General features: G+C 71.7%; 1 protein-coding gene. It reads right to left on the reverse strand.

Annotated features, from left to right (window positions below; translation table 11 throughout):
* Positions 1–3,053 (reverse strand): type I polyketide synthase (locus tag ABT085_RS45260; RefSeq protein ID WP_502982991.1); only part of this gene is annotated, 3,053 nt, incomplete at both ends.

A 3,053-nucleotide genomic window follows, 5' to 3' on the forward strand; every position in this document is an offset into this window, starting at 1 on the left:
GCGCCCCACGCGGCCAGTTCGGCCTCCAACTCGACCGCCCCAGGCGCCTCCGCACCACGACGACTGAGCAGCAGCAGACTGCGCACACCATGCTCCGCGACCAGATGCCGGGCGAACAAACCGCCCAACGCACCCGACGCACCCGTCAACAGAACAGTCCCGGAACCGAAATCCGGTACGCCCGTGACCGTCCCGGCAGCCCTCACCAGGCGGGGTACGAAGACCTCTCCGTCGCGGACCGCGACCTGCGACTCACCGGAAGCCAGCACAGCAGGCAGCACGCGAACCGCTCCGTCGGTCTCCTCGGCCTCCACCAGCACGATCCGGTCCGGATCCTCCGACTGCGCGGACCGCACCAGCCCCCACACCGCAGCATGAGCCAGATCACCCGGACGCGTCACCAACACCAGACGCCCCGCGCGCTCCTCCGCCAACCACCATTGCACCAGCGCCAGAACCTCACTCGCGACGCCGTACACGCGGTCGGCGGTCTCCGTACCGGACCCCACCGGGCACGGAGCGATCGTGACCACCGCGACTTCGGGAAGGGCCGGCTCGGCGGACAGGGCGGCCAGGTCCGCGTAGCTCCGTACGTCGAGCCCGGCGGCGTCGACCTCGGTGACGGCCACGGGCTGCCATTCGACGCCGAACAGCGAGTCTTCGGCACGCCTGCCGGAGCCGCCCGCCATGAGCAGTTGCTCGCGTGACACCGGCCGCAGCGACAGTGAGCCGACCGTGGCCACCAGACCACCCGAGGTGTCGGCCACGGTCAGCGACACCGCGTCCGTACCCGTGCGGGAGATCTTGACCCGCAGCGCCGTCGCCCCCGCGGCACGCACACCCACTTCGGACCAGGCGAAGGGCAGCAGCGGCCCCTCGACGACGGGGACGAGCCCGCCCGCGCCGATCGCGTGGAGGGCCGCGTCCAGCAGCGCCGGATGCAGGGCGAACGCGCCCGCCTCCGTGCCCTCGGGAAGGGCGACCTCGGCGAGAACGTCGTCCCCACTGCGCCACACCGACCGCAGGCCCCGGAAAGCCGGGCCGTAGCCCAGGCCGAGTCCGTCCAGCGCTTCGTAGAACCCGGTCAGGTCGACGGCCTCGGCACCCGCCGGCGGCCACGCGCCGAGGTCCGCGCCGTGCGGCGGCTCGGGCAGCGCGTCCGTCAGGAAGCCGACCGCGTGCCGCACCCACGGCGCGTCGTCCGGCGCGTCCTCCCGTCGCGAGTGCACGCTCAGCGCGCGCCTGCCCGGCTCCTCCTCGGCCCCGACCCACACCTGCACGGCCACGCCACCGCGCTCCGGGACGACCAGCGGTGCCTCCAGCGTCAGGTCCTCGACCTGCGCGCAACCGGCCTCGTCGCCCGCACGCACCACCAGCTCCACCAACGCGGTACCCGGCAGCAGCACGCTGCCCATGACCGTGTGGTCTGCGAGCCAGGGATGCGTCCTGAGCGACAGCCGCCCGGTGACCAGCAACCCGTCGGCACCGGGGAGCGCGACCACCGCGCCGGCCAACGGGTGTTCCGCCGCTCCCAGTCCGAGTCCCGTGGCGGCGGTGCTGCCGGTGAACTCCTCGGGCGCGTCGAGCCAGTAGCGCTCGTACTGGAAGGCGTAGGTGGGCAGGTCGACGCGGCGGGCGCCGGGGAAGAGCGCCTGCCAGTCCGGCGAGAGGCCGTGCACGTGCAGTTCGGCCAGCGCGGTGACGACGGACTGGGGCTCGGCGCGGTCGGTCCGTACGACGGGCACGGTGACGATGTCCGCGTCGTCGTCCAGGCAGCCTTGGGCGAGGGCGCTCAACACACCCCCCGGACCGATCTCGACGAACGTCGTCACACCCAGGTCGTGCAGAGTCCGGACGCCGTCGGCGAAACGGACCGCCTCACGGACGTGCCTCACCCAGTACTCCGCGGTGTACGCCTCGGCCAGCCGGCCGGTGAGATTGGAGACCACCGGAATACGCGGCTTCCCGAAAGCCAGCCCGCGCACGACCCCGGCAAACTCCTCCAGCATCGGGTCCATCAACGGCGAATGGAACGCATGACTGACCTTCAACCGGGACGTCTTACGACCCTGCTCCCGGAAGACCTCGGCAATCCCGGTGACCGCATCCTCCTCGCCGGACACCACGACCGACCGCGGACCATTGACCGCCGCGATACCGACACCGTCGACGAGATGAGGAAGGACTTCGTCCTCGGCGGCCTGGACGGCAACCATCGCCCCGCCGACCGGCAACGCCTGCATCAGCGCGGCACGAGCCGACACCAGCCTCGCCGCATCCTCCAGCGACAACACCCCGGCCACATGCGCAGCCGCGATCTCACCCACCGAATGACCCGCCACGTAATCCGGCCGCACACCCCACGACTCCAGAAGCCGGAACAACGCAACCTCGAACGCGAAGAGCGCAGGCTGGGCCGAACCCGTCCGGTCGAGTTCCGCCGAGTCAACGTCGACACGGGTGTCCAGAAGCGCGCACACCTCGTCGTACGCGGCGGCGAACACGGGGTACGACGCGTACAACTCGCGCCCCATACCGATCCGCTGCGAACCCTGGCCCGAGAACAGGAACCCGACCTTGCCGCCGGTACCCGGTTCACCCTGGACGACCCGGGTGGACGAAGACCCTGCGGTCAGCGCGCGGAGCCCTTCGAGGAGATCCTCCCGGGTCTCCCCCACCACGGCAGCCCGGTGCTCCATGACCGAGCGTGCGGTGGCGAGCGAGAAGCCGACGTCGGCCGGCCGCAGTTCCGTGTCCGTGGCCAGGGACAGCAGACGCTCCGCCTGCGCCCGCAGCGCCGCCTCCGTCCTGCCCGACAGCACCCACGGCACGGCCGCGCCGTAGTCGGGCATGGGCGCCCGCTCCGCCGAAGCGGGCGCCTGCTCGACGAGCACGTGAGCGTTGGTACCGCTGATACCGAAGGACGACACGGCGGCACGGCGCGGGCGGTCCGACTCGGGCCAGTCGACGGCTTCGGTCAGCAGCCGGACATCACCGGCCGACCAGTCCACATGCGGCGTCGGCTCATCGACATGAAGGGTCCGCGGCAGCAC

The sequence above is a fragment of the Streptomyces sp. NPDC002265 genome, from assembly GCF_040296125.1.
Classification (GTDB): domain Bacteria; phylum Actinomycetota; class Actinomycetes; order Streptomycetales; family Streptomycetaceae; genus Streptomyces.